This is a genomic window from Microcoleus sp. Pol10D4 (assembly GCF_036701555.1).
In the GTDB taxonomy this organism is placed as follows: Bacteria; Cyanobacteriota; Cyanobacteriia; order Cyanobacteriales; family Microcoleaceae; genus Microcoleus.
Genome location: NZ_JAUBRA010000044.1, coordinates 1 through 23,955, shown reverse-complemented (window position 1 = coordinate 23,955; position 23,955 = coordinate 1). Strand labels below are relative to the sequence as shown.

23 protein-coding genes and 3 pseudogenes are annotated in these 23,955 nt (G+C 45.1%); 16 read left to right on the top strand and 10 right to left on the bottom strand.

The window, feature by feature from the left end; all coding sequences use genetic code 11:
* Nucleotides 1–53: 53 nt before the first annotated feature.
* Both QUA36_RS20355 and QUA36_RS20350 read left to right on the top strand, forming a co-directional pair.
* Nucleotides 54–626, top strand: coding sequence for a type II toxin-antitoxin system HicB family antitoxin (locus QUA36_RS20355; protein ID WP_333458885.1), 573 nt, complete (start codon nucleotides 54–56; stop codon nucleotides 624–626).
* Nucleotides 623–1,042 (top strand): type II toxin-antitoxin system VapC family toxin, encoded by a 420-nt coding sequence (locus QUA36_RS20350; protein WP_333458884.1) that lies wholly within the window; start codon nucleotides 623–625, stop codon nucleotides 1,040–1,042. Before QUA36_RS20355 ends, QUA36_RS20350 begins: the two co-directional genes overlap by 4 nt.
* 55 nt (nucleotides 1,043–1,097) lie before the next feature.
* Here QUA36_RS20350 and QUA36_RS20345 read toward each other — a convergent pair whose 3' ends face one another.
* The 5 genes and pseudogenes from QUA36_RS20345 to QUA36_RS20325 form a co-directional block, all read right to left on the bottom strand.
* Complete coding sequence (locus QUA36_RS20345; RefSeq protein ID WP_333458883.1) at nucleotides 1,098–1,544, bottom strand: DUF5958 family protein; 447 nt, start codon at nucleotides 1,542–1,544, stop codon at nucleotides 1,098–1,100.
* Between the two features lie 54 nt (nucleotides 1,545–1,598).
* Nucleotides 1,599–1,970 (bottom strand): annotated as a pseudogene (locus tag QUA36_RS20340) (type II toxin-antitoxin system death-on-curing family toxin); the annotation flags it as partial.
* A 15-nt stretch (nucleotides 1,971–1,985) separates the two neighbouring features.
* Nucleotides 1,986–2,204 carry a DNA-binding protein gene (locus tag QUA36_RS20335; protein WP_333458882.1) on the bottom strand — a complete coding sequence of 73 codons (219 nt, stop codon included), beginning with the start codon at nucleotides 2,202–2,204 and terminating at the stop codon, nucleotides 1,986–1,988.
* 138 nt (nucleotides 2,205–2,342) lie between these two features.
* Nucleotides 2,343–2,747: a hypothetical protein gene (locus QUA36_RS20330; RefSeq protein ID WP_333458881.1), complete on the bottom strand. Its 405-nt coding sequence runs from the start codon at nucleotides 2,745–2,747 to the stop codon at nucleotides 2,343–2,345.
* Nucleotides 2,748–2,758: 11 nt separating this feature from the next.
* On the bottom strand, nucleotides 2,759–3,733 hold the full coding sequence (locus QUA36_RS20325; protein ID WP_333458880.1) for a hypothetical protein: 975 nt from the start codon (nucleotides 3,731–3,733) through the stop codon (nucleotides 2,759–2,761).
* A gap of 164 nt (nucleotides 3,734–3,897) precedes the next feature.
* Between QUA36_RS20325 and QUA36_RS20320 the strand changes: the two genes are divergently transcribed.
* The 7 genes and pseudogenes from QUA36_RS20320 to QUA36_RS20290 all read left to right on the top strand — a co-directional run bounded on the left by QUA36_RS20320 (nucleotide 3,898) and on the right by QUA36_RS20290 (nucleotide 9,157).
* Entirely contained in the window at nucleotides 3,898–4,425 is a 528-nt protein-coding gene (locus QUA36_RS20320) for a helix-turn-helix domain-containing protein (protein ID WP_333458879.1), read from the top strand.
* A gap of 337 nt (nucleotides 4,426–4,762) precedes the next feature.
* A complete protein-coding gene (locus QUA36_RS20315) occupies nucleotides 4,763–5,020 on the top strand; it encodes a type II toxin-antitoxin system ParD family antitoxin (protein ID WP_333458878.1) in 258 nt (85 codons plus the stop codon).
* A gap of 91 nt (nucleotides 5,021–5,111) precedes the next feature.
* Nucleotides 5,112–5,330: pseudogene (locus tag QUA36_RS20310) on the top strand (type II toxin-antitoxin system RelE/ParE family toxin); the annotation flags it as partial.
* Nucleotides 5,331–5,392: 62 nt separating this feature from the next.
* A complete protein-coding gene (locus QUA36_RS20305; protein WP_333168278.1) occupies nucleotides 5,393–5,704 on the top strand; it encodes a DUF433 domain-containing protein in 312 nt (103 codons plus the stop codon).
* A 6-nt stretch (nucleotides 5,705–5,710) separates the two neighbouring features.
* A complete protein-coding gene (locus QUA36_RS20300) occupies nucleotides 5,711–6,103 on the top strand; it encodes a DUF5615 family PIN-like protein (RefSeq protein ID WP_333458876.1) in 393 nt (130 codons plus the stop codon).
* 592 nt (nucleotides 6,104–6,695) lie between these two features.
* The gene (locus QUA36_RS20295) at nucleotides 6,696–7,634 is read left to right on the top strand and encodes a UDP-glucuronic acid decarboxylase family protein (RefSeq protein WP_333038674.1); all 939 of its coding nucleotides are present in this window, start codon (nucleotides 6,696–6,698) and stop codon (nucleotides 7,632–7,634) included.
* A 134-nt stretch (nucleotides 7,635–7,768) separates the two neighbouring features.
* Nucleotides 7,769–9,157 (top strand): UDP-glucose/GDP-mannose dehydrogenase family protein, encoded by a 1,389-nt coding sequence (locus QUA36_RS20290; RefSeq protein WP_333168281.1) that lies wholly within the window; start codon nucleotides 7,769–7,771, stop codon nucleotides 9,155–9,157.
* A gap of 105 nt (nucleotides 9,158–9,262) precedes the next feature.
* Here the strand turns inward: QUA36_RS20290 and QUA36_RS20285 are convergent, their stop codons facing one another.
* Nucleotides 9,263–9,733 (bottom strand): hypothetical protein, encoded by a 471-nt coding sequence (locus tag QUA36_RS20285; RefSeq protein ID WP_333458875.1) that lies wholly within the window; start codon nucleotides 9,731–9,733, stop codon nucleotides 9,263–9,265.
* 291 nt (nucleotides 9,734–10,024) lie between these two features.
* Here QUA36_RS20285 and QUA36_RS20280 point away from each other — a divergent pair, with 291 nt between their 5' ends.
* The 3 genes from QUA36_RS20280 (at nucleotide 10,025) to ppk1 (ending at nucleotide 16,869) form a co-directional block, all read left to right on the top strand.
* Nucleotides 10,025–10,243 (top strand): helix-turn-helix domain-containing protein, encoded by a 219-nt coding sequence (locus QUA36_RS20280; protein ID WP_006632503.1) that lies wholly within the window; start codon nucleotides 10,025–10,027, stop codon nucleotides 10,241–10,243.
* Between the two features lie 162 nt (nucleotides 10,244–10,405).
* A complete protein-coding gene (locus tag QUA36_RS20275; protein ID WP_333458874.1) occupies nucleotides 10,406–14,398 on the top strand; it encodes a HEAT repeat domain-containing protein in 3,993 nt (1,330 codons plus the stop codon).
* Between the two features lie 287 nt (nucleotides 14,399–14,685).
* Nucleotides 14,686–16,869, top strand: a complete 2,184-nt coding sequence (gene ppk1 / locus QUA36_RS20270; protein ID WP_333458873.1) for a polyphosphate kinase 1 — start codon at nucleotides 14,686–14,688, stop codon at nucleotides 16,867–16,869.
* A gap of 158 nt (nucleotides 16,870–17,027) precedes the next feature.
* Here the strand turns inward: ppk1 and QUA36_RS20265 are convergent, their stop codons facing one another.
* Complete coding sequence (locus tag QUA36_RS20265; protein WP_333168289.1) at nucleotides 17,028–17,198, bottom strand: hypothetical protein; 171 nt, start codon at nucleotides 17,196–17,198, stop codon at nucleotides 17,028–17,030.
* Between the two features lie 202 nt (nucleotides 17,199–17,400).
* Nucleotides 17,401–17,901, bottom strand: coding sequence for a hypothetical protein (locus QUA36_RS20260; RefSeq protein WP_333168291.1), 501 nt, complete (start codon nucleotides 17,899–17,901; stop codon nucleotides 17,401–17,403).
* Between the two features lie 80 nt (nucleotides 17,902–17,981).
* Here QUA36_RS20260 and QUA36_RS20255 point away from each other — a divergent pair, with 80 nt between their 5' ends.
* The 3 genes from QUA36_RS20255 to QUA36_RS20245 all read left to right on the top strand — a co-directional run bounded on the left by QUA36_RS20255 (nucleotide 17,982) and on the right by QUA36_RS20245 (nucleotide 20,420).
* Entirely contained in the window at nucleotides 17,982–18,533 is a 552-nt protein-coding gene (locus tag QUA36_RS20255) for a DUF2854 domain-containing protein (protein WP_333168292.1), read from the top strand.
* Nucleotides 18,534–18,744: 211 nt separating this feature from the next.
* A complete protein-coding gene (locus tag QUA36_RS20250) occupies nucleotides 18,745–19,815 on the top strand; it encodes an FAD-dependent monooxygenase (RefSeq protein WP_333458872.1) in 1,071 nt (356 codons plus the stop codon).
* Nucleotides 19,816–19,928: 113 nt separating this feature from the next.
* Entirely contained in the window at nucleotides 19,929–20,420 is a 492-nt protein-coding gene (locus QUA36_RS20245; protein WP_333456116.1) for a DUF3598 family protein, read from the top strand.
* 83 nt (nucleotides 20,421–20,503) lie between these two features.
* Here the strand turns inward: QUA36_RS20245 and QUA36_RS20240 are convergent, their stop codons facing one another.
* Together QUA36_RS20240 and exaC are read right to left on the bottom strand one after the other, a co-directional pair.
* Nucleotides 20,504–20,851, bottom strand: coding sequence for a DUF779 domain-containing protein (locus QUA36_RS20240; protein WP_333458871.1), 348 nt, complete (start codon nucleotides 20,849–20,851; stop codon nucleotides 20,504–20,506).
* A 179-nt stretch (nucleotides 20,852–21,030) separates the two neighbouring features.
* Nucleotides 21,031–22,551 (bottom strand): annotated as a pseudogene (gene exaC / locus QUA36_RS20235) (acetaldehyde dehydrogenase ExaC).
* A gap of 746 nt (nucleotides 22,552–23,297) precedes the next feature.
* Between exaC and QUA36_RS20230 the strand changes: the two are divergent.
* Nucleotides 23,298–23,945, top strand: coding sequence for a phytochelatin synthase family protein (locus tag QUA36_RS20230; RefSeq protein ID WP_333458870.1), 648 nt, complete (start codon nucleotides 23,298–23,300; stop codon nucleotides 23,943–23,945).
* Nucleotides 23,946–23,955: the final 10 nt, after the last annotated feature.

The window sequence follows — 23,955 nt, the reverse complement described above, 5'->3', positions numbered from 1 at the left end:
GTGTAAAATGTCAGGTATAATTAAACATATAATTGTTACTTGAATTTACTACTATGAGTACAAAAATTTTACTAAAGCCGTCGGACAAATTAACTGACTTTTCCTTGACAGCCGTCATCGAACAGGAAACAGAGGGAAAGTATCAAGCGATTGTATTGGGTTTGCCAGAATGTAAAGCTGAAGGAAATACTCGTGATGAGGCGATCGCAAATCTCAGCCAGCTTGTCACGAATCGTTTAGAAAAAGCTGAACTCGTTTCTCTGGAAATCCAAGAGCAAAAACCCGATCGCCCAGCCTTGACAGCTATTATCGAACAGGAAACAGAGGGAAAGTATCAAGCGGTGGTTTTGGGTTGGGAAGAATGTAAAGCTGAGGGTAATAGCCGGGAAGAAGTTATTACCAATATTAGCAGAATTGCGGGCGATCGGCTAGAAAAAGCAGAACTGATTTCTCTGGCAATTCAACCGCCAAAACCAGAGCATCCGTGGATGAAATTTGCGGGAATGTATAAAGACAATCCGCTGTTTAATGAGGTGGTTGCTTATATGGAAGCCGATCGCAATACCCTCGCTCAGGAAATGGGAACAGATTACCCGCAAGTTGATGTGGAGAGCCAAGTAAAATGAGTTTGTGGGTACTAGATACGGATTGTTTGACCCTTTTTCAAAACGAGCATCCGCTGGTAAAGCTACGAGTTAGTCAGGCTAATCCTGAAGAGATTGCAGTAACAGTAATTACGGTTGAGGAACAAATGCGGGGATGGTTGAATGCGATTAATCAATCTTCTCAATCGGAGCGAGTAATCTGGGGTTATAAGGGATTTCAGGATGGAGTAGAGTATTTCAACAGTGTTAATGTATTGAAGTTCGATCGTGATGCTTACAATTGTTATACAGATTTGGTGCGTCAAAAGATTCGCATCGGCACAAAAGATTTGCGGATTGCTGCTATTGCGATTTCAAGAAATGCTATTCTGGTGACGCGGAACCGGCGGGATTTTGAGCGAGTACCGGATTTGAGGTTTGAAGATTGGACAATTTGAGGAGTCGGGTGAGGATGAAGGGCGATCGCCCGATCGCATCACAGCTTACTACAACTTAAACAAGAATGCTTTCTTGAAACTCGCGCTGAATTTCATCTACAACTTTGCGATCGCTCAAATCGCGATGCCACCAGTGGCTACAGCCATCTTGACAATATTTGCAGTACCTGCGCGCATCGGCAATTGCCAATAAACTCATTAACAGGAAAAAGGTTTTGATAGATTCGGAGGGCGGCAGTTTCAAAAGCTTTGCCATTTGTTCTTTTAATCGCCCTCTACTCAGCAACACACAAGGGGTGTAAGTTGGGCGAAGTTTTGATTTGGCAATTGCTAGGGAAACATCTTCTTCTCGCGCCCCTGCTTGGAGGGTCATGTAGGATAGCCGCTGCAATATTTCCTGCTGGTATTCGGTTGGGAAGCTTAAAAACCAGTTTTTTGCATCTTCTTGGCTAATTAATTCTTGTTGAATTTGATTGATTTGAATTTCATCGGCTAGATTCATTTGCCTCTCCTAAGTCTGGCTGAAATCTAACGTGAGGTTCTCCGTCATAATTTCTCAAATAGAATTAGGAACAATATGACAGCGCAGCCACTCAGTAAATTCATCGCGGGCGATCGCGCTTGATGCCACTTGTAATATAATTTGTTCTTGCTCTTCCACAGGTGCAGAAATCTCAAAGCCATTCAAAACTAGAAAGACTTCCATTGCTGCGTGACCGATGCGTTTGTTACCATCTAAGAAAGGATGATTTTTAATCAAAGCAAATCCAAGGGCTGAAGCTTTTTCGACGATAGTTGGGTAAAGTTCCTCCCCGCCAAACGTCATGCGTGGCTGAGCTAAAGCTGACTCTAATGCTCCTAAATTAGCGATGCCAAATCCTCCGCCAGACTGCTCGATAAGGCGCCGATAAAGTTCTAAGATTTCTGTTAAAGTTAGATAGCATTACGCGAGCTTTTGGTAAAGTTCAGCATTCTTTTTGAGGACGTATTCCATAGCATTTTGGAAGGATGTTTCTGGTGGTGCGAGCAAGTTTTCAGCACCCGCAAGCAGTAATGCTTCTAGGGAAACGCCGAGGCGGTTGGCGGTTTCTTGGAGCTTGTGCAGGCGATCGCCTGGAATTGTGATGGTAATGGTTTGCATTCTGTTTGTGGCTGTGACCATACTCTGAGTGTAGCACGTCAACTGTCTGAGCAAAAGTTAGGGTTTTTGAAAGAGCGATCGCACTTTTGGAGATTAAGGGCGATCGCTTTTCAATTTAAGGGGATAGGTGAAGGGGCAACCCACACTCATAAAGGTGAATCAAAACACCCATTCATGGTCTGGATTATTAAGTGCAGCTTTTACTGATGCTAAGTTTGCAAGGTCTTGGAAAGGACTCGACTTAGCTATTTCTGTAATTGAATGTAAAGCTAATGCTAACTGTTCATTATTGCCACTAGCTATTGCCGAATCCACTACGCTAAAAAGAGCGCGAAAATTTTCTGCACGCTCATCAAATGAGCGATCGAGGTACTCCATCATCCAATCGCTCTGGGCTTTAATCTGAGCGATAGTTGTTTTCTCCCATGCCTCAATTTCACGCCGTTTAGTCTGCTCCTGCTCTGCCACCATCTTGTACTCAGTGTAAGCTGAGACAAGTTCCTCTAAGCATTCAGCAGGACTGGTGATTTTTGAGATGCCTCGCGAAACTTCTTTTGCTATCATGTCAACTTGCCTCAAATAGTACCGTATTTAGCTTGGATTTTAGCAGTCGCAGGGTTGAGGTTTCCTTCGCTATCTAAGACAGGGGTCTTCATAATTTCTGCAAGCGATTTTACCAGAAGCGCTACCTGTTGCAACTTACGCACATCTGCATTTTGATTTCGCTCGAATGCCTGGGATTCAAGTTCGTTAAGTCCGACAACAGCACGAGAGTTCAAGTTATTCACCACATAGTTAAGTTCATCAATCCGTCGCTGGACTCTTTCCAAAAAGTCTTTAGCAGCATCAATTTTAGCGATTTCTGTATAGACCTTGGCTTCATATTCTCGTGCTTTAGTCAAAGCTTTTTCACCTTCACCAGCAAGCATGAAGCCACCAATTGCCAAGGCTGGACCAACCATAATACCTCCAAGTACAACTGTACCAACTGCCATGCCACCGCCACCAGCAGCCAGAGAACCACCTCCCAGCCATGCAAGAGTCGCATTCCAAGCTGCTGCACCGCTGAGCCCAGCGATCGCAGTGCCGGTACTTGCTGTCCCAAACAGTCCGATCAAGCCAACTGCACCTTGACCTGCCGCTACTGCTGCCCCAGCAGCTTTAAAACCACCTTTGACAAATTGTTCTGCTTCTAAAGCCGCAGCTTTGTACTCATTAATCTGCTGAATAGAAATGCCTTCTAATCCCTCCAAAAACTGCTTGTCGCTTAGAGAACCACGCTGACCAATACGCTCAATAAATTTGACAAATCGCCCAATTGTACGAATTTTAATATTTAGTTGCAGTTGACCGTACTCTTCTGCAAGATTTTGAGTGCATTCCCATTCGTTTTTCAAACGATTGCAAGCACGTTCATGCTGTTCTTGAGCGCTCTTGCCCCTTTTCTTTGCATCGTTCATGTCGGAAACACCTGCAATACCAGCTCCAATCCCAAGAGCGGAAGCAGCTATAGCAGCAGCACCCAAAATAATCGGGATTATAAAAATCATAAAATTTTCCTCAAAACTAATGATTCAGCAATGCTCAATGAGTCTAGTTATTAGCTACTTCAAGCTAGCTCTCTCGTCATTTTGACTCATTGCACGTAGATCGGGATATTCTACTTATAATAATCTAACTAACCATAGCTTTTATCTTACACTCATCAGTAATTATGTTAGACTTATATCAGGAATTTTCACCCCACTCCGCTATGCCGCCAGCCGACGAGCAATTTACCGAAGCCGCAAACCACTGGGACTTAGAAAACCTCTATGCAGACCTGGCCTCAGCCAAGGGAAAACGCCTCACCCCAATGGAAAAGCTTCACCTGCGGGGGCTTCTGTGCGGTCATAGTCCCGGAGAAATAGCGGAAAAACGCCAAAAGAACCCCAAGGGAGTTGAAACTGACCTATGCGCTACCTTATATAAGTACGTCAAAAGTCTGGTGGGTAAAGGCGTTGAAAAAATAGAAAACTGGAGAAACATTGCTGAATGGCTTGAGGATGCTGGATATAAAACTAAGCCACCTGCTAAATTCCCTATGCAAGACGGTTTATCTGAAAATAGTAAAGTTAATGTAACTAATATAACTTTTGAAAACAATCAAATAAAAATTGGTGTATACCTACAAATAACTGTACCGATACCTTCAGAATTGTCAATACAAAATCTAGACATCAACGATAACAACGGTAACTAAAATCTTGCCACCAATCAACAGATTGGTAGCGTGAAGCGACTAAAATCAGGAAGGGCGATCGCACCTTTACCCGATCGCGCGGACGATCGCACACTGCATTTCTCACAAAAGGGCGATCGCACTTCTATTGTGCTATGATTCGATCGGAGCATCAGTGACTAACAACAATAGCAAGAATTACCATTCAAATTCGCGATGAACTAGCGATCGCGATCGATAAATAGTAGTAGGTATTGCTAGTGCAACGTAACGCATCAGTCATAGATTAGAATAGAATAGAGACAAACGTGCAATCCCCCCGAACTGCCATAAAAAAATAGCCAGCCGATCTTTACCTATGAGTATCACCCTCACCCCCGAACAAGAACAACTCATCCAAGCCCAACTCGCTAGCGGGCGCTATACCAACGTTACCGAAATCATTGCTGACGCGCTACGGCTACTGGAAAAATGCGATCGATACAATAGCTGGATAGAAGAAGTTTGCGCCAAAATCGACATCGCCTCCACACAACTCAATCGCGGTGAAGGAGTGGATGGTGAAACGGCGATCGCTCAAATTAGAGCCAAATTTCACAAAGCTCGATCGGTATAATCGCCAATGAGCCAATATATCATCTCACCTGAAGCGATTCGCGACCTGGACGAAATCGCAGACTAAGTAAGTCGCACGCAACGTTGAAGCAGGCGAACAATTCATCGACGAATTCACTAAAAAATGCCGCTACTTGACACAATTTCCTCTGATGGGACGCACTTATAGTCAACTTCGCCCCTACTTGCGCGGTATTCCTGTGCAAAACTACATTATCTTTTACCGCATCGCGAACGATGGAATTGAAATTATGAGAATTATCAGAGGCGATCGGGATTTAGAAGCTTTTTTTGAAGAGAATGGAGCATAGGTTAGGAAATTTGCAATTCTAATGGATTTGCTCGATACTATTTTAGATTTTGGCGCTCGATTATGACCATCAAAGAACAACTTCTCCAAACCATTGAAACACTGCCTGATGACTTGCTAGCACAAACCCTACAATTCATCCAAACCCTTCAGAATCCCATTCACAAAACTCCAGAAATTTGTGGCGGTGCAGCGCGAATTCGCGATACCCGCATTCCCGTTTGGACGATTATCGCCTACCAACAACAGGGCGCAACTGAATCCGAACTTCTCTATAATTATCCAGGACTCACCCTTCAAGATTTGCAAGCGGTTGCGAACTATTACGAACACAACCGAGAAGAAATCGACCTGTGGCTTGCTGAAAATGAGTAACTAAAAATGCTAAAGTTTTACTCGAATGAAAACTTTCCGATCGCAATGGTGGATTTACTGCGATCGCGTGGCTATGATGTTTTGACATCCTCGGGCGCCGGACAAGCCAATCAAAAAATTCCCGATGATGAAGTCTTGATGTACCCGACAAATGCAGGGCGAGTAGTCATTACAGAAAATCGTCAAGATTTCATCAATCTCCATTCTACAACCTCAAATCATGCAGGAATGGTAATTTGTAAAGCCGATCGAGACTATGCAGGCAAAGTGCAGGTACTTCATGATTTTTTCACCCAAGATACACAGCAAATGGATAATCGTCTGCTTCGGGTGATGAAACAGAATCTTAAAGGTAGTCAACAGACATTTATACTTCAGGAATACCTAACGTTTTCTTAAAAATAATTGTGACTTTAACTGCTGCTGAGATTCCACCGCGATCGGATAGCGATACTGTATAATTATAATTCCCGTCTTCGCAGTTGGTTCATCGCGACTAAGACCAAATAAACCTGGTTTCTCTGAAAAATATTTGCTTTCTCAACTATATCTACGAATAAACCCAGTTTCTAGCCTCGACGCGCGTCAGCCCTGTTTACATAAACTGGATTAACCTATTCTCAAACAAGCCCGTGAAGCGTAGCAATGCCTAGGGAATCAGTCTTTTCTTAGATAACTCAAGACAGAAGCGATCGCATCACCAATCACACATAACAAACAATTAATACCTATTAACTCAAAAGTGAATTATTGTCAACAGTATTTTTTCGGAAATATTAAATCTTAAATAAAAATTGCTACCGACATTTGCGAACTATAGCACTTTGTTCAAAGTATTTGACAATGCTAAGTTAATTAAAGATTTTATAAAAGTGACGCATAAGTCTTTACATTGTCGATCGCAATTTTGTTATTCTATTAGTAAGTTTCATTCGAGCGACTGAATTTTTGTACTCCAGTCCTACCCCTAAACAGAACGGCAGTTTCCACAATGAGAATTTTAGTCACAGGCGGTGCGGGTTTCCTCGGTTCCCACCTAATCGATCGCTTAATGGCCCAAGGACACGAGGTAGTCTGCCTGGATAATTTTTACACCGGGACTAAACGCAATATCCTCAAATGGCTGGACAACCCATACTTTGAGCTGATCCGCCACGACATCACGGAACCGATTCGGTTAGAGGTAGATCAGATTTACCATCTGGCTTGTCCCGCTTCCCCTATACACTATCAGTACAACCCTGTCAAGACAATTAAAACAAACGTCATCGGCACGATGAATATGTTGGGATTGGCAAAACGGGTAAAAGCAAGATTTTTTCTCGCTTCCACTTCCGAAGTGTACGGAGATCCTGACGTACATCCACAAACAGAAGATTATCGCGGCAACGTTAATTGTATCGGGATCAGATCGTGTTATGACGAAGGGAAGCGAGTAGCTGAAACCTTATCTTTTGATTACCACCGTCAAAATGGGGTAGACATTCGAGTTGTCCGAATTTTCAATACCTACGGCCCCCGGATGTTGGAAAATGACGGCAGAGTAGTGAGCAATTTTATTGCTCAAGCTTTGCGGAATCAACCACTGACTGTATACGGCGACGGTTCCCAAACCCGGAGTTTTTGCTACGTTTCTGATTTGGTGGAAGGATTCATTCGTTTGATGAATAGCGACCAAATCGGGCCGATGAATCTGGGAAATCCCGGCGAATACACTATATTGGAACTGGCACAAAAAATTCAAAACACGATTAATCCAGGGGCAGAAATTATCTTTAAACCGCTGCCGGAAGACGACCCAAAACAGCGACAACCGGATATTACTCGTGCTAAAAATTGGTTAGGGTGGGAGCCAACTGTGCCGCTGGATCAAGGTTTAGAGTTGACTATAAAGGATTTTCGCGATCGCATTGAGGGAAACCAAAAGTAGAGACTGGGAGAGGAGGAGACTGGGAGAGTGGGGGAGGGGAAAAATCTTCCTTATTCTCAATTCCCAATTCCCAATTCCCGATTCCCAATTCCCGATTCCCATCTGATTTTTTTACTAGCTTTGAGGAGATTTCTATGCAGGTTTGCGTCATCGGTACAGGATATGTTGGCTTAGTCACAGGCACTTGTTTGGCCCACATCGGCCACCACGTGATTTGCGTAGACAACAACGAAGAAAAAGTTAAATTAATGAAGTCGGGACAGTCGCCTATTTTTGAACCTGGACTGTCTGAATTAATGTCCTCTGCATCTGCGTCTGGCAATCTAGAATTTACTTCTGATTTAGCCGCAGGAGTGGCTCACGGCGACATTTTGTTTATTGCCGTGGGGACGCCTCCTTTGCCTACTGGGGAAAGCGATACTCGCTACGTGGAAGCGGTTGCTCGCGGAATTGGAGCTCACCTCGACGGCGATTACAAAGTAATCGTAAACAAATCGACAGTGCCAATCGGTTCGGGGGATTGGGTGCGAAGAATTGTACTAGACGGTTTAGCAGAACGTCAAAAACCTCAAAGTGGTGATGGCGCTACTGGTGAAGAAGTCGCAGCAAAAAAAGGTGTTCAATTTGATGTGGTTAGTAACCCTGAGTTTTTGCGGGAGGGCTGTGCTGTTTTTGATACTTTTAATCCCGATCGCATTGTTCTCGGCAGCAACTCTCGGCGGGCTATGGATATGATGCTACAGTTATACCGGCCGATTGTCGATCGCAAGTTTGCAGAAAATCCGTCTTTGCCAGAGGTTCCTGTGGTGATGACTGATATCAGTTCAGCGGAGATGATTAAGTACGCAGCTAATGCTTTTTTGGCTACGAAGATTAGCTTTATTAATGAAGTTGCTAATATTTGCGATCGTGTCGGTGCAGATGTTACTCAAGTTGCCAGAGGTATCGGTTTAGATTCACGAATTGGCAACAAGTTTCTGCAAGCTGGCATTGGTTGGGGCGGTTCTTGTTTTCCCAAAGATGTCTCGGCTTTAGTTCACACTGCTGAGGATTACGGTTACGAGGCGCATTTGCTGAAAGCGGCGGTGGAAGTTAACGAACGCCAGCGCTTGATTGCTATTGAAAAGTTACAGCACGTTTTGAAGATTCTCAAAGGTAAAACTGTCGGACTTTTGGGTTTAACTTTCAAGCCGGATACTGACGATTTGCGGGATGCTCCAGCGCTGAATTTAATCGAGAGTTTGAACCGATTGGGAGCGAAAGTTAAAGCTTACGATCCGATTGTTTCTCAAACTGGGATGCGTCACGGTTTGTCGGGAGTTTTGGTAGAAACTGACCCCGAAAGGTTGGCAGACGGTTGCGATGCTTTGGTGCTGGTGACAGACTGGGAACAGTTTCGCAATTTAGATTACGATAAAATGGCGAAGTTGATGAACCATCCGGTGATGATTGATGGCCGCAATTTCTTAGACAAGAAGGCTTTAGAAGCGGCTGGTTTCCAATATGTGGGGATTGGAAGGTAAAGAAGAGTTTTGAGTAGAATCTCTATTTCGTAGGGTGCGCCGAAGCGCACCTTACATTTATCTTGCTGGTGGCCAACAAGCGCGGGTTTACTCGCCCCGACTGCTTTAAAAATTTTCCATCAATGTTTTTTCTTGGGCGTAAACATCTCGTAGCTGTTGCAGCGCTGAGGGAGAAATTACCGATTTCACTGTAGCGACTAATTTACCCCACTCAAGCAAGCTGTCAACTGAAACAGCCGTTTTGAAGTTGTACGTATAGAATTTAGTCCAAAATTCTGGTGCTTGTGTCCGTTTCCAGCGTTTGTACCATGCGACAAAATCTTGAGCACAGGGCCGTTTTACTTCTAGGATTGGCGGGAAATCGGCGTAGCTGACAAACCGACTGAGGCCTTTGGCATGAACATACACCACGTTGTGGCAGCAATCGATCCGGTATATCTGTTCGGGTGATATGTTGAACAGAAGTGCCACTGTTTCTTCGGTGACAAATCTCGATCGCGGATTGACGATCGACGATTTGTGAATAATTTTTGATGCGCCGATCGCTGATGATCTTAGCTGATTTTCTGATATCATTGTAGTTGCATCTGGTGGTAGTAGGTAAATCTATCTCTGCTAAGTGCGATCGACAGAAATAATCTGTCGGGATTAATTTTAGCTGGCGATCGTCATTAGTTTCGTTGACTCCGCCGCAAAACGGAGACAAGCCCCGACTTTTGCCATGAGAGGCGCAAAATTTTCGACCAACGTTCAAGCTCCAAGATTCATCTTTAGAGTCAATCTAAAATCTAAAATCTAAAATCGAATGACCGGGGCGATCGCTTTTTGATATATTATACTAAATCCAAAATTTTGTAAATAGTGAATATGAGCAAAGGCTTAGTCAGATTGCGGGTTCGAGAGTTGGCTGCCGAGAAGGGATGGACGCTCAAGGAAGTTGCGGAGCGATCGGGCGTGGGCTACAGTACGATTAGCAATTATGCCCGTTCTCAGGGTATGGCAATGGTTGACTTTGCAGCAGTCCACAAGTTGGCTCGAACTTTTGATGTGATGATTGAGGATTTCGTGGTAATCCTCGAAAAATAGTTGAAAGTTTTGCCTAAATTCAATGTTTGAGCGATCGACTTTTGATCGGACGATCGAAGTTTTGATGTGATGATTTCAGCATAGGTCGATCGCCCGCAACCAAACTCGATCGCCTATCATTGAAATAACCCGCTTGCAGCCTGAAATTAGGAGAACCGTCAAATGCTAGAAGCTGCGATATTGGGAGGTCTTCTGAAGGTCGCTTTCGATGGGATAGTGGGCACTCAAGCCAATGATGCAGTCAAGCACCTCTGTTTGAAGGGAGTAAAGAATCTATCACGAAATGGTAAAATTGTCAATCACGATTTAGAAAAAGCGCTAAAACGTTCTTTCCTGAAAGCTCAGCAACAAATCGCCTCAGAATGTTATAAAGAATTGGTTGAGCCGTCTCGCAGGGCTTCTAGAGGTATCGTTATTTACTTGCCTCAAGACCGTTCTTATTTAGAATGGCTAGATAAGAAGATTAAGCAGTTAAAATCTGAATTAAAGCAGGTTAACAAAGAAACACCCCCTTCTGGGATTCCCATAGAAGGTTTAGATGAGATAGAATTGCTGCTAAGTTCCAGAAACGAGTTAAGCCAAAATCGATTTCAAGAAGTTGAAAATAAACTGCTGGAAATTGCCCTAAAAGATTGTGATGTCACACTTTATCAAGCTAAATTAACCGAAAATTTGTTTAGCTTAGTATCTGCGTACTTTTCCGAGGAAATCAAGGACAATGAAAAGGTATTCCAGATTTTTACAGCGCAAAGTTTAACGCGGAATGATACCCAAACCGCCGAAACTCACGCTTTGATTGAACAGCTAAAGACTTTGCTTGAGGAGATAGTTGAAAAGAGCCAGATTGCTTACGTGGCGATTGACTGGTCAGCTATTTGCCAGCAGATATTAGACGAGAAAGAACAGCAGCGACTGAGTAGCAACCAACTAACTTTTGGCAACCATGAAATAGATGATGTTTATGTGCCGCTGGGATTGGTGGAACGGCAGAAAGTGACTCAGCGACGCGAGGATGTTGCGGCTGAAGAAGGTTCGGATTTGTACCGGGAAAAGGAAGTTACTCAAAAATTTGAACACAGCGAGTTTCTTGAGCAAGTTATCCAGAAAGGAAGTAGCCCGAAAAGCAATGGGAAGCGGTTAGGAATTATTGGGGAAGCGGGGGCGGGGAAAACAACGCTGTTGCGGCAGATTGCGAATTGGGTAGCGGCGGGCATTTCCGAGGCGATTGTAATTTGGGTATCCTTGGCGGATTTGCAGGGTAAGGAATTAGAATCGTATTTATTTGATAATTGGCTGCTGGCGGCTATTAAGAGAATTGGGAAGGCTGAGGCGACTGCGGAAATTAAGGATGATTTTTTAGCACAGTTTAATGCTGAGCGCGTTTGGTTGGTGTTGGATGGGGCGGATGAGATGGCTGTCGGGGATGAAAATCCTTTGGCGGAAATTCAGCGGCAAATTAGAACGGGCGGCTGTATTCAAAAGGCGCGAATTGTGCTAAGTTGTCGGCAGAATGTTTGGGATGCGATCGGCACTGCGTTGGATACTTTTGATACTTATCGCACTCTGGAGTTTTCCTATCCCGAACAGGTGGAGATATTTATTGATAAATGGTTTGGAACCCCCCCTAACCCCCCCTTGCTAAGGGGGGGGACAAGAGAAGATGGGGAGCAGACAAGAGAAGATGAAACTCTTGCTCCCCCCTTAGCAAGGGGGGCTGGGGGGGTTCTCGCTCAACAGCTACGCGAAGCATTAGCAGCATCGGGAAAAGAGCGAATTCGAGATTTAGTAAAAAATCCCCTGAGATGTTCGCTGCTGTGCGGTACTTGGCAGTCGTTGGATGGGGATTTACCGGATACTAAGGCTAAGCTTTATCGGCGGTTTGTGACTACTTTGTATCAGTGGAAAAAACCGCGCCTGAATTGGATTCAGCAGCAGGAATTGAATGCGGCTTTGGGGAAATTGGCACTTTCAGGGATGTTAAATGAAACGTCGCGGTTTCAGTTTACCGAAAGTGTGGGATATGGGGTGATGGGTGCATCGCAGTTTGAGTTAGCTTGTCGTTTGGGTTTGCTGAATTTAGTGGCGAGGGATGCGGAGACGGCGGAGGGAACTTATGCTTTTTACCATCCGACGTTTCAGGAATATTTTGTGGCGTTAGCGGTTGAGGATTGGCACTTTTTCTTGAATCATATTCCTAAGAATCCGCAACATCCTGATGCTCGATACCGCATTTTTGAGAAGCAGTGGAAAGAGGTAATTTTGCTGTGGTTGGGGCGTGAGGAGGTTGGGAAGGAGGAGAAGGAAGCGTTTATTAAAGCGTTGGTTAAGTTTAAGGTTAGGTGGGATAAATTTTATGGATATCGGGCATATTTTCTAGCGGCTGCGGGGATTGCTGAGTTTAAAGATTGTAGTCTTGCTGATGAGATTGTGTCGCAAATTGTTATTTGGGGATTTGGTTATTTTAATAAGCAAAAACAGGATTGGCGGACATTTATCGATCCAATTGTCGATAGAGCAAGGGAAGTTCTGAAAGAGACGGATCGGGAAAAGGCGATCGCAGCTTTAGCAGAGTTAATCCGCAATTCAGGTGATGAATATACCCGGAGGCGAGCGACAAAAAGCTTAGGGGAAATAGGCAAAGATCACCCTGAAACTATCTCGGCTTTAGTCGAGTTAATCGGTACTTCTCAGGATGAACATACCCGGTGTGTAGCGGCAGAGAGCTTAGGGAAAATAGAAAAAAATAACCCTGTTGCGATCGCGACTTTAGTCGAGTTACTCCGCAAGTCTGTTGAGAAAAAGACCGGGAAGCAAGTGGCATATAGCTTGGGAAAAATAGGCAAAGATAGCCCAGAAGCGATTGCAGCTTTAGTAGAACTAATCCGCACTTCAGATCATAACCATTTCTACCCGCATTACTGTCGGTACAACGTACCTACTTGTATAATATTGGCATATAGCTTAGTGCAAATAGGGAAAAATAATCCAGTTGCGATCGCCGCTTTAGTCGAGTTAATTCGCACTTCAGATAATAAAATTACTCAATGCTTCGCGGCAGAAATTTTAGGTAAGATAGACAAAGATAACCCGGTAGCGATCGAAACTTTATTGGAGTCAATCCGCAACTACCGTGAGAAAGATACCCGCTATCAAGCAGCAGAAAGATTAGCAAGAATCGGCAAAAACAACCCAATTGCGATCTCCGCTTTAGTCGAGTTAATTCGCACTTCACGTAATAAAGTTACCCGGTGGCGAGCGGCAGAATGCTTAGGGAAAATAGATAAAGATAACCCAGTTGCAATCAGCGCTTTAGTCGAGTTAAGCCGCAATTCCCATGAAAGGACCCGGTGGTCAGCGGCAGATAGCTTAGGTAAAATAGGCAAAAATAACCCAGTTGCGATCGCAGCTTTAGTCGAGTTAATCCGCAACTCCGGTGCTGAAAGTACCCGGTGTCAAGCTATAAAAAGCTTAGGGGCAATAGGCAAAAATTACCCAGAGGCAATCTCCGCTTTAGTCGAGTTGCTCGGTACTTCTCAAGGTGAATATACCCGGAGCATAGCGGTAGAATGCTTAGAGAAAATAGATAACAATAACCCAGTTGCAATCTCCACTTTAGTCGAGTTGCTCGGCGCTTCTCAGAATGCCTATCATCGGTGGGAATTGGGAAATAAATTAGAAAAAATAGGCAAAAATAACCCAGTTGCGATCGCCGTTTTCGTCGAGTTAATCCGCAATTCAGGTGATCCAGATACCCGGATTCAAGCGGCAGAATTCTTAGGGAAAATAGACAAAAATAACCCAGTTGCGATCGCCACCTTAGTCGAGTTAATCCGCAACTCAGCTAACCCAGATACCCGGTGCCGAGCGGCATCTAGCTTAGGGAAAATAGAGAAATATCACCCAGTTGCGCTCGCGACTTTAATAGAGTTGATTCCTAATTATCACCCTGAATATTCTATTTTTGACCCAGCAGATTGCTTAGGGAAAATTATGACAGGTAAACACTTCGCCACCGCAGTCTCAGGTTTGAAAAATCGCCTAACTTCGGAAATCTACAAAAATGATTTTGGTCGGAATGAAAGATGTCACGGAGTCATCTGGAATTGTGCCGAAAATATGGCTTACCCAGACTTTTATCAAGCATGGCACGCTTAACCCACCGCTGGAATTGCCGTTAACAGGTTTTGGGCCAAATCAAGAGGACTTGCTGAATGCGGTACAGAATTGGATTGGGGCGAGGGGATAAGTCGCAGATGCAGGGGCCGGACTTAGCCCTCGCCGTTTCCCTACTGCCGTGTCCCTACACATATTGCGTACCAGACCCTCGCCGATGACAGACAAAAACGTGCGATCGACCAAAAGCAGATGCGAACAAAACCTTTAACCTACAATACTATTTCTAGAGATGCCATCACCGAGCCTCCCAAAGACTCCCTCAAACCATGCCCAAGCCAAAAAAGACCCCCCCCAAAACCTACACTGAAATCAACCTCAGCGACCCCCAATACTACTTCAACCGAGAACAAAGCTGGCTAGAGTTCAACAACCGCGTGCTCCACGAAGCCCTCGACCCCCGCACGCCCCTCCTAGAAAGACTCAAATTTCTCGCTATTTTTAGCTCCAACCTAGACGAATATTTTATGGTGCGCGTAGGCGCCCTCAAACAACAAGTACACGCAAAAGTCAGCAAATTAACCTCTGACGGCCGCACGCCCCAACAACAGCTAGATGCCCTGAACAAGCGGCTTTTGCCGATGGTTACTCAGCAGCACTCATATTTTGAGCAAACCCTGCGGCCGAAACTAGCAGCAAGCGAAATCTACATTCTCGACTACATTGACCTCAATCAAGAACAGCGCAATTATTTGCACCGCTACTTCAAAGAACAAGTATTTCCCGTACTCACTCCCCTCGCAGTTGACCCCAGCCACCCATTCCCCTACCTTTCAAATCTCAGCCTCAATTTAGCAGTAGTAGTCAGGGACCCCGACACGCGGGAAGAATTATTTGCCCGTGTCAAAGTCCCGCAGGTTTTGCCGAGGTTTGTGCCACTACCGGGGGATTTGCAGTGGCAGCAGAGGGGCAAATCTCCTGTTTGGACTGGCGTGCCCCTAGAACAGGTAATTGCCCACAATTTAGAAGCTTTGTTTCCGGGGATGGACGTTGAGGAATATCACCCGTTCCGCATTACTCGCAATTCCGATTTGACCGTGGAGGAAGATGAGGCGGAGGATTTGCTGCTGGCAATAGAACAGGAACTCCGCAAGCGCCGGTTTGGAGGTTCTGCGGTGCGGATGGAAATTCAAGCGATTATGCCGCCTGCGCTGCGAGATATGCTGATGGAGGAGCTGGAGCTCGGTGAGCAAGATGTTTACGTCGTAGAGGGGCTGCTAGGCCTCAAGGATTTGATGTCTTTTGTGGGGCTGCCAGTGCCGGAACTGAAAGACCCGCCTTGGACTCCGGTTGTGCCGCCCCGTTTGCGGAACTCGGAATCGGCAAGGATTTTAGAGAAATCGATGTTGAATGCTGAAGATGGTGAGGATATTTTCACCGCCATCCGCCAGGGGGATTTGATGTTGCACCATCCCTATCACTCGTTTGCGGCGACGGTACAGCGGTTTATTACTGAGGCGGCGCACGATCGCTCCGTCTTAGCGATTAAGATGACTTTATACCGCACTTCTGGAGATTCGCCGATCGTCAGCGCCTTAATTCAAGCAGCGGAAAACGGCAAGCAGGTAGCCGTTTTAGTAGAGCTCAAAGCTAGGTTTGACGAAGAAAATAATATTAATTGGGCTCGCAAGTTAGAACAAGCGGGAGTCCACGTAGTTTACGGTTTGGTGGGACTCAAAACCCACACCAAAATTGTGATGGTAGTGCGTCGGGAGGACGATTACATCCGGCGCTACGTCCACATCGGCACCGGCAATTACAATCCCAAAACAGCCGGACTCTATACTGATGTGGGTTTGTTGAGTTGTCGCGAGGATTTGGGTTCGGATTTGACGGATTTGTTTAATTATTTGACTGGTTATTCGCGGCAGATATCTTATCGCAATTTATTGGTGGCACCAGTCAATATGCGCGATCGATTTTTAGCTTTAATCCGCCGCGAGGCAGAATTCTGCCGGTTGCAGGCCGAAGGCGGCATCGGTAGCTGTGGCCGCATTGTCGCTAAAATGAACGCTTTAGTTGACCCTCAAATCATTGTTGCTTTGTACGAAGCTTCGCAAGCGGGAGTTAAAATTGATTTGATTATTCGGGGGATTTGCTGTTTGCGTCCCGGCGTTGAGGGTGTTAGCGAAAATATCAGAGTTATCAGTATTATCGGCCGCTTTTTAGAGCATTCTCGGATGTTTTATTTTTTCAACGGTGGCGACGAAGAGGTGTATATTGGTTCTGCTGACTGGATGCAGCGCAATCTCACAAGACGGGTTGAGGCGATCGTTCAGGTGGAAGACCCGACAATTGCCAAGGAATTGCAAGAAATTTTGGGGGTAATGCTGGCTGACAACCGCCAAGCTTGGGATTTGCAGTCTGGGGGACACTATTCTCAGCGGCGACCGCCTGCTAATTGCCCGGAAGTAAGCTCTCAACAAATTTTGATGGATATGGTGATGAATTAATCATTAGGAATGGGGCATGGGCATGGGGCATGGGGAATTGGTTATTAGCTATCTGTTATTGGTTATTAGCTATCTGTTATTGGTTATTAGCTATTAGTCAACAGTCAACAGTCAACAATGCCCCATGCCCCATTCCCAATGCCCTATTCCTAATGGCCCTAACTGTTAAAAGTGCGCTTGAATTCTTCTAAGAGATCATCAATTTCTTCGATCGCCTGACTCACATCTATTCTCACGGCTCCCAAGTCCGATCGCTCTAACAGCCGCACGAGGGATTCCCGCTTGCTCTCGATCTGTGCTACGCGCTCTTTGATTGTTTGTGCATCCATGGTTTTTTGCCTCTGCTACTATTAACAAAAATATTTGACATTCCCCCCTGCGAACAGACGGAGATTCTTAATTCACCGACCTACCTTTATGGGCAAATCCTTCACTGTTTTTATAGGGAAAGTGATGAACCTGCTCAGGGTTTTTGGGTCTGTGTTATAGTTTGATTGTACATCAAAACTTCCCCCAAACTTCAGCCAAATTTTAGCGCAAAAAAGGCGGACGTTTGGTATCTGCGGGTTTATTTTTCATCATTCCAGCTAAAAATCGCTTCAGGGCCTTCTCCCGGTTTTTCATAAAAGCAGCCCAAAATCCTGGTTGATATTCATCCATCGTCTTGGCTAGGGCCCAGACATCGATCGCTAAGATATTATAAAGCCTTTCATCTTCGCGTTTGAGCGAGTTAATCTGCTCCAGAACCGCCTTGTTTGCTCCAGCAGTTTGTTTGTCTTCGTCTTTAATCATGTCCAAAAAATGGTTGAAAGGGCAAGAGGGTCGATCGCGATCGCCACTCTGTATACTTTGATGATACTGCCGATCTCGATTGCCTTCTGGAACCAACGCCGCGCAATTAACACGGATATTTACCGATGGCGCGCCCGGGCGAGTCCGGCTGGATAAGCTTCTGAAGCTAGAGACAAGACTGTGGATGCACACCGCTCCCGCGCTCATAGATGCTAGCAGTTTTTGCAGGTCTTTTGGCAAAAAAACTAAATTTATTCAAGACTTTTTGACAGATAATAATTAAAGTATATTATTTCTGTCCGACTACTTACCTCACTAATATGTTACGCAAAATTTCTTTAGCAAACCTAGCCTTAGTTGTTGGCGGTATTATAGCAGCAGTCGGGTTTGGAGCCTACTTCACAGACAGACCTACCCTGAACCTAGCCGGTTTTTTTTATGGAATTCCGCTGTTGCTGGGAGGTTTGGCCCTGAAAGCGGCCGAACTCGAACCAGTGGAATTCACCGAACCTACCTCTGCTGAAGTTCTCCTCCTGCGAGAAAGTCAGGCAACAGATACTCAAAACCAAGTCCGCAAAGATGTCACCCGATTTCGCTACGGCCAACCCGCGCACTTAGATGATGCTTTGGAGCGCTTGGGCCTGGCCCCGACAGACGAGGAACGGCCCCTCCTGCAAGGGTTGCGGGAAGTTGATGTTGACGGTGCTTATGGGTTAATTTTAGAGTTTTATTCGCCACTACTCCCGATCGACTTATGGGAAGAAAAGCAAGACAAAATAGCTACTTTTTTTGGGCCTGGTTTGCGCGCACAAGTGACTCAAAATGCTGGTGACAAAATAGAATTGGCTCTCATTAAAAATACTCAAGCTTAAAGTATTCTAAAGTTTTGAGTGCAGAATTTTTGAAGTCGCCAATTAATAATTAATCCTGCACCGGCTCAGATACTGATTTTAGCGGCAGCGTGAAACCTGTCGCTATCAACAAAAGCTCAATCCGCAATTGAGCTTTTGCCCCAATTGGATTTTTTTTAATTAAAATAGTAGTTGAGAAGCGATCGGCAATCTTAAATCTGGAGAAACACAAATGGTTTCGCCCCAAAGCAGGATAGGTATTATCGGCGCAGGATCGTCGGGAGTTTATCTGGCAATTCTGCTGATTCAACAAGGGTTTCAAGTTGACTTGTTTGAAAAAGCACCCCATGCGCGCACCGATGGCTGTGGTATCCTGATCGTACAAGCAGGTATGCAAGCACTTCATCAAGGCAACCCTCAAATCACCGAAAAAATTATCAACTCAGGCGATCGAGTCAAAGTATTCGAGTTTCGCAACCTGCGCGGCGGTGTCATCAATTCCGAACCCGTCACCTACGAAGAAAATGAACTTCCAGGAATGCTGGTACACCGCAAAGCTATTCTAGAAGCACTCCTCGACAAGTTACCCCCTGAGTGTATTCATTTTAATGCGGAATTAGCATCGATCGCCCAAACCGATCACAGTGCGATCGCCCACTTTAAAGATGGCAGTAAATGGGAAGGTGATCTTTTAATTGGTGCCGATGGAATCGTCTCAAAAGTGCGTCAATATATAGTTCCAGGCGTTGAACTCTTCTATTTAGGCGATATCGTCTGGCGAGGAATTGTCGAAGACCACAGCTTCTGTCCCGAAGGAAACTTTTTTGTTTACGTGCGCGGTAGGGGAATTTATGCCAACTTCTTTCACATTGGCGGAGGTCGCACTCATTGGGGTTTCTTTATTGAAAAAGAGCGGACAGAATCCGAAATAGGGAAACTCCAACCTAATAATATTACCATTCCTCCCCAAGAATTAGCAAAACTCCCAGAGGATGCGCGAAATGTGATTGAATCAACCCCTGTGGAAAATATTGTATGTCGTTTTTCCTATGACATTGACCCCTTACCAAAAATCTATAATGGTCGTGTGATCTTAATTGGAGATGCGGCCCACGCCAAAAGCTCCACACGCGCTAGAGGTATGACTTCCGGCTGGGAAGACGGCCTGTCTTTAGCGCAACATCTCGTATCCAGTGCTAGCATTGCAGAAGCATTAGAAAATTTTCAAACTGAAAGATTGCCGATTGTCCACGAATATCAGCGCACTAGCCGCGAAATGAGTTTGAAAATAGGTCGCCGCTAGCCCCATGAAAAATCATCAATATACCCAGATACGCGACTTCTTGAAGAAATCGCGTATTTCCGAAAAAAGCATTTTACTCATCGCGTTTTGTAGAAAAACTGGAGGCTGATTTAATGAGTAACGATCCTGTAATTCATCAAAATACCGTCAACCCTCTCAACTCTCCCGATTTGGATAAAGTTCCTGAGATTTTTACCCGTCATCTTGGCACTTGGAAAGGTGAATATATTAAGACTGATACTCGCGGACATTTTACTCGCAGCTTCTTCGGTAATTTTACCATCTCAATTGAGGGAAGTCACTACAGACAAGTTAACAATTATGAATATTCAGATGGTTCTCGCCTCCAGCTAAATTTTCAAGGTGAATTTGAAAATCGGATTCTGAAAATGTCTTCTAGCAGTTATTCTGATTTTTCGGCCATTGCGTGGGATGCGGGCCAGGAAGTTATTTGCTTTCGAGCAACTAAAACTCAGGATGACGCACTGATTACTTTTGTGGAAACAATGACTTTACTCGCCGAAAATCACCGAGTTCGCAGCACTCAAGCTTTTAAAGATGGCGTTTTTGATGGCATCTCATTTATTGAGGAAATGCGTGTATAACTAAGCCCGCATAAAAAATACCCAGATTCCCGACTTATTTAAAAAGTCGGGAATCTAACATATCTAGCGTTTTCAATAACTAATTAATCAGCATTGGCAAACAAGCGAGAACGAGTAATAAAACGCTCTCTATCCGGCCCCTCCAGGGAAAAATCGCTGCCTCCGGGCCCCGATGCCACGTCTATAATTAACTGCGTGTGCTGCCAATATTTGTATTGCTGCGCGGCGATATAGAAAGGACAGCCGCCTATTTCGCCCAGCAATACGTCACCATCACCGATTATCAATTCGCCATCGGGAAAGCACATGGGGGAACTACCGTCGCAGCAGCCGCCGGATTGGTGAAACATCAATTCTCCGTGTTGAGTTTTGAGATGGTTAATTAATTTTAAAGCGGCTTCTGTTGCGGTGACTTTTGCGAGGGTTTCCATTTTAGAAGAAGAAAGAAGGAAGAAGGAAGATGGAAGCTCGACATCTGCGTTAATCTTCGTTAATCCCTTGTCATGTGCGGTTACAAAATTCTCTTTTTTTAACCGCAGATGAGGGCAGATTAACACAGATTAACGCAGATGAATTAGATCAATTACAGTTGTACGGGATTTGATATGACTTAGAAGAAGCCTAATGCTTTGGGGCTGTAGCTGACTAACAAATTCTTAGTTTGCTGGTAGTGATCTAACATCATTTTGTGATTTTCCCGACCGATACCAGATGATTTGTAGCCGCCGAATGCTGCGTGCGCGGGATACAAATGATAGCAGTTTGTCCACACCCGCCCTGCTTGAATGGCGCGGCCCATGCGGTAGGCGGTGTTGATGTCGCGAGTCCAAACTCCTGCACCTAAACCGTAAAGAGTATCGTTGGCAATTTCTAATGCTTCGGCTTCGTCTTTGAAGGTGGTGACTGCTAATACTGGGCCGAAGATTTCTTCTTGGAAAATTCGCATTTTGTTGTTTCCTTTGAAGACTGTTGGCTGGAAATAATAGCCGTCTTGCAAGTCACCGGATAAGATGTTTCTTTCGCCACCAATGAGACATTCTGCGCCTTCGGCGTGACCGATTTTGACGTATTCGGCGATTTTTTCCATCTGGTTGATGGAGACTTGCGCGCCGAGGGCAGTTGTCGGATCTAAGGGGTTGTCTTGTTTGATTTGGCGGATGCGATCGATCGCCCTTTCCATGAATCGATCGTAGATTGACTCCTGAATTAAGGCGCGGGAGGGACAGGTGCACACTTCTCCTTGATTAAACGCAAACATGACTAATCCTTCCACTGCTTTGTCGAGGAATTCGTCGTCTTGGGCGCAGATATCTTCAAAAAAAATGTTGGGGGATTTGCCGCCTAGTTCTAGGGTGACGGGGATGACATTTTGGGAGGCGTATTGCATGATTAGCCTGCCGGTGGTGGTTTCGCCGGTGAAGGCAACTTTGGCAATTCGGGGACTGGTGGCGAGGGTTTTGCCGATTTCGGCGCCGGGCCCGTTTATGACGTTGATTACGCCGTCTGGTACTAAGTCGGCGATGATTTCCATCAGTACCAAGATTGAAGCGGGCGTGGGGCCTGCTGGTTTGAGCACGACGCAGTTGCCGGCGGCGAGGGCTGGGGCGATTTTCCAGGCGGCCATTAATATCGGGAAGTTCCAGGGGATGATTTGTCCGATGACGCCTAGGGGTTCGTGGAAGTGTTAGGCGACGGTGGTTTCGTCGAGTTCGCCGATCGACCCTTCTTGAGTTCGGATGCAGCTTGCAAAGTAGCGGAAATGGTCGATCGCCAGCGGTATGTCTGCGAGGCGGGTTTCGCGAATTGGTTTACCGTTGTCCCAGGTTTCGGCGATGGCGAGGCGATCGAGGTTTTCTTCGATGCGATCGGCAATTTTGTGTAAAACCCGCGCCCTATCGGCTGGGGAAGTCTTACCCCACTTGTCTTTCGCAGCGTGGGCGGCATCCAGTGCCAATTCTACATCCTCGGCGGTCGATCGGGGGATTTGACAAATTGATTTTCCTGTTATTGGAGACAGGTTTTCCGAGTATTTCCCTTTCACAGGTGGCACCCACTTGCCGCCGATAAAGTTGTCGTAGCGAGTTTGAAAAATCGACTGACTGCCGGATTGAACAGGTGCTGCTACCACCATTTTATTACCTGATTAAAAATTGTTTTCGCGGACGCTTAAAATCTCTGGCATATCAACTATCGTCTATTTTCCTGAAATTCGGTCAAGTCATATACAAAATTTTACATTTTTTCAAAATTTTGCAGTCCCTGTAGGGGCGGGTTCACCAACCTTTTCAGGCTAAAACCAACAATCTCAAAAACCCGCCCCACCCAACGGTAAACACGATAAATTAACTGTGATGAAACTCTCCTTTATGCTACCATAGAATTAGCCGATAGTTGATAGTAATTTTTGACGGGATGGCTGGTTATGCCAGCCAACAATGGAGCAGGAAGGGGCGCTGTAAGGTATTTTCTAATTTCCATATTTTTATCAGCAACCTCAATATAAATCACCTGAAATCGACCACCTCATTGCCAACCAAAATCACCGGCTTAAATTTGATTTATTGCAACTATTACAACTCTTGAGCCGACTCTTCTAAAACATCGATCGCGTGAGTGAGGCTATTCAGAAAAGCTTGATTAATTCGAGCTGCATAACGCTCAATCTGTGGCAAATTGCCGAATTATTGCATCACCTTGATGCCTAGCCGTCGTCGCAAATGGTCACGTTTTTTAAATTTGCACCCACAAAATCAAATCTTCGCAGCGTTTTATTGCTAAAATCGAAAAAAATAGTAAATAAGTGCATTCATCATTATCAATGTGACGATTTTGCATAATATTTATTAGCACCATAAGCAATAAGGGTTAAAACGCTCAATGTCTGCTCAAGGGTTTTATCGTCGTTCACTCCCCGATTCTGCTATTGCCTTTTCCTCCGTAGAGGGAAAGCAAATATTTCGAGAAGCGTTGGCATTAGGAGGTATGGAAGGGTATTTTGCTCTAGCGGAACAGTTTCATACTCAAGCAGAACCCGCTTTTTGTGGATTGGGTAGTTTAGTTGTTGTTCTTAATGCCTTATCCATCGATCCGGGTCGCATTTGGAAAGGGGTGTGGAGATGGTATGGAGAGGAATTTTTAGACTGTTGTTTACCTCTTTCAGTAATTAAAGAAAACGGTATCACCTTTGATGAGTTTGTCTGTATAGCACGTTGCAACGGTGCTGTGGTAAAACCTAACCGTTACCACCAAAGCAGCTTGGAAAACTTTCGGCAAGCAGTTGAGGAGGCGACTACGGCGCCAGGTGATATTCATCTAGTTGTTTCTTACAGCCGAAAGGTATTGGGACAAACGGGTGATGGTCACTTTTCGCCAATTGGTGGTTATCATCCACAGCGAGATCTAGTTCTTCTGCTGGATGTTGCCCGTTTCAAATATCCACCTCACTGGGTTTCTCTGCCGGGAGCATCCCACTTTTGCAATCAGTATAAATACTCAGACAATTGTCTGGCTAAGTTGATGGCATAATAGAAAGCAA

Excerpts from the sequence above, each read along its gene's own strand:
- QUA36_RS20355 (WP_333458885.1), top strand. The coding sequence starts at position 54 with ATGAGTACAAAAATTTTACTAAAGCCGTCGGACAAATTAACTGACTTT.
- QUA36_RS20350 (WP_333458884.1), top strand. The coding sequence starts at position 623 with ATGAGTTTGTGGGTACTAGATACGGATTGTTTGACCCTTTTTCAAAAC.
- QUA36_RS20345 (WP_333458883.1), bottom strand. The coding sequence starts at position 1,544 with ATGAATCTAGCCGATGAAATTCAAATCAATCAAATTCAACAAGAATTA.
- QUA36_RS20335 (WP_333458882.1), bottom strand. The coding sequence starts at position 2,204 with ATGGTCACAGCCACAAACAGAATGCAAACCATTACCATCACAATTCCA.
- QUA36_RS20330 (WP_333458881.1), bottom strand. The coding sequence starts at position 2,747 with ATGATAGCAAAAGAAGTTTCGCGAGGCATCTCAAAAATCACCAGTCCT.
- QUA36_RS20325 (WP_333458880.1), bottom strand. The coding sequence starts at position 3,733 with ATGATTTTTATAATCCCGATTATTTTGGGTGCTGCTGCTATAGCTGCT.
- QUA36_RS20320 (WP_333458879.1), top strand. The coding sequence starts at position 3,898 with ATGTTAGACTTATATCAGGAATTTTCACCCCACTCCGCTATGCCGCCA.
- QUA36_RS20315 (WP_333458878.1), top strand. The coding sequence starts at position 4,763 with ATGAGTATCACCCTCACCCCCGAACAAGAACAACTCATCCAAGCCCAA.
- QUA36_RS20305 (WP_333168278.1), top strand. The coding sequence starts at position 5,393 with ATGACCATCAAAGAACAACTTCTCCAAACCATTGAAACACTGCCTGAT.
- QUA36_RS20300 (WP_333458876.1), top strand. The coding sequence starts at position 5,711 with ATGCTAAAGTTTTACTCGAATGAAAACTTTCCGATCGCAATGGTGGAT.
- QUA36_RS20295 (WP_333038674.1), top strand. The coding sequence starts at position 6,696 with ATGAGAATTTTAGTCACAGGCGGTGCGGGTTTCCTCGGTTCCCACCTA.
- QUA36_RS20290 (WP_333168281.1), top strand. The coding sequence starts at position 7,769 with ATGCAGGTTTGCGTCATCGGTACAGGATATGTTGGCTTAGTCACAGGC.
- QUA36_RS20285 (WP_333458875.1), bottom strand. The coding sequence starts at position 9,733 with ATGATATCAGAAAATCAGCTAAGATCATCAGCGATCGGCGCATCAAAA.
- QUA36_RS20280 (WP_006632503.1), top strand. The coding sequence starts at position 10,025 with ATGAGCAAAGGCTTAGTCAGATTGCGGGTTCGAGAGTTGGCTGCCGAG.
- QUA36_RS20275 (WP_333458874.1), top strand. The coding sequence starts at position 10,406 with ATGCTAGAAGCTGCGATATTGGGAGGTCTTCTGAAGGTCGCTTTCGAT.
- ppk1 (WP_333458873.1), top strand. The coding sequence starts at position 14,686 with ATGCCCAAGCCAAAAAAGACCCCCCCCAAAACCTACACTGAAATCAAC.
- QUA36_RS20265 (WP_333168289.1), bottom strand. The coding sequence starts at position 17,198 with ATGGATGCACAAACAATCAAAGAGCGCGTAGCACAGATCGAGAGCAAG.
- QUA36_RS20255 (WP_333168292.1), top strand. The coding sequence starts at position 17,982 with ATGTTACGCAAAATTTCTTTAGCAAACCTAGCCTTAGTTGTTGGCGGT.
- QUA36_RS20250 (WP_333458872.1), top strand. The coding sequence starts at position 18,745 with ATGGTTTCGCCCCAAAGCAGGATAGGTATTATCGGCGCAGGATCGTCG.
- QUA36_RS20245 (WP_333456116.1), top strand. The coding sequence starts at position 19,929 with ATGAGTAACGATCCTGTAATTCATCAAAATACCGTCAACCCTCTCAAC.
- QUA36_RS20240 (WP_333458871.1), bottom strand. The coding sequence starts at position 20,851 with ATGGAAACCCTCGCAAAAGTCACCGCAACAGAAGCCGCTTTAAAATTA.
- QUA36_RS20230 (WP_333458870.1), top strand. The coding sequence starts at position 23,298 with ATGTCTGCTCAAGGGTTTTATCGTCGTTCACTCCCCGATTCTGCTATT.